Annotated in this window: 2 protein-coding genes; both read right to left on the bottom strand. The window is 68.9% G+C overall.

What is annotated here, in order from left to right:
* Positions 1-272 precede the first annotated feature (272 nt).
* Positions 273-719: a hypothetical protein gene (locus Cco03nite_RS41980; protein ID WP_203699628.1), complete on the bottom strand. Its 447-nt coding sequence runs from the start codon at positions 717-719 to the stop codon at positions 273-275.
* A gap of 39 nt (positions 720-758) precedes the next feature.
* Positions 759-1324 (bottom strand): DUF2510 domain-containing protein (locus Cco03nite_RS41975; protein WP_203699627.1); only part of this gene is annotated, 566 nt, incomplete at its 5' end.

Below are 1324 nucleotides of genomic sequence, written 5' to 3'. Positions count from 1 at the left end.
TACGGCGGTGCGGCCCTGCAGCCACAGAGGGGTTTCGGACACGAGGGTGTTCCCGTCCTTTCACGAACGATGTACGGGTCACGGCAGGCCGGCCGCCTGCCGGGAGTAGGGGAGGGCGCCTACGCCCACGATCCGCGAGACTATCGATGTTGCGACATCCATGGAACCCCGAAAGCAGGTTCTGGGACGGTCGAGCCGCAGCGGATCAGCGCGAACCGTGATCCTATGTCTTGAGTGGACATGTTTCTGCCCCGCATCGGCGGGGCGGCCGGTCAGCGGCCGAGCATCGCGGCGATGAGGAACAGCACGGTGCCGAGCGAGCCGACGGTGAAGAAGACCATGATCACCTCTGCGGCGGCCGCGATGAGATAAGCGCCCGGCGTACGGCGGACCTCGCCGACGTTGGCCGGATCGCGCCGGTCGTAGCGGACCAGGATGCGATCACCGGCGACGGGGACCTCCCGCCGGTCGTCGAGCCGCAGGTGCACGGTCGGCCCGCCGTCGATGCGCACCTCGGCGTGGTGGATGACGAGGTCGTCCTCGTAGCGGTCGCGGCGTTGGACGACCGTGGCCCACCCGGTGACGCCGCGCAGCCGCCGCAGCCAGACCTTGACGTAGGCGTACCCCACGCTGACGGCGAACAGCAGGCAGACCGCGATCAGCACCATGAATCCGGCCGCATTCACCGGATCAGGCCCTGCCGTCAGTGTCCCCAGCACCACTGCATTGTCGGGCATCACTGCCCGATCGTCGATTTGTCAGTCGCGCGGGACTCGGGCGTACAGCAGCTCGCCCGGCAGCGTAGGGTGCGGGACCTGTCGCCAGTTCGCAGCGTCCTCGTCGCGTGGCAGCCAGTCCGCGAACGGCAGGTACGTGGTCCGCCAGACGATCCGGCAGATCAGGAAGTAGTTGTAGAGCGGGATGAGCAGCAGCAGGAAGTCCCGTTTGCGGTAGCCGACCCGGGTCGCGGGCAGGAACATCGTGAGCGCGAGCAGTCCGAGCGCGCCCCAGTCGCGCAGGAAGCCGCGGGTCGGCGACGACAGCGCGGCGAGCCCGAACTCGGTGGCCCGGTTGGCGAGGATCAGCAGCGTCCCCACGATCACTGCGGTGAGCAGGGTCCGGACGAGGACGGACCGGGGTGTGCCGGAGGCGGTCCGGGCCGAGGGGTCCGGCGACGGCAGCACCCGGTCCGCCCGGGTGATGTGCTCCGACCAGCGGGACCCGGTCCAGTACCGCAGGTAGTCGTCGGCACCGGGATACCAACCGGCCGGTGGCGACTCCGTCATGGTCTTCTCCTGGTCCTCGCGTGGAGGCAGGATCTTAA

It is taken from the genome of Catellatospora coxensis (assembly GCF_016862635.1).
Lineage (GTDB): Bacteria > Actinomycetota > Actinomycetes > Mycobacteriales > Micromonosporaceae > Catellatospora > Catellatospora coxensis.
The sequence above is the reverse complement of the archived record's forward strand: the minus strand, read 5'-3'. Positions and strand labels throughout refer to the sequence as shown.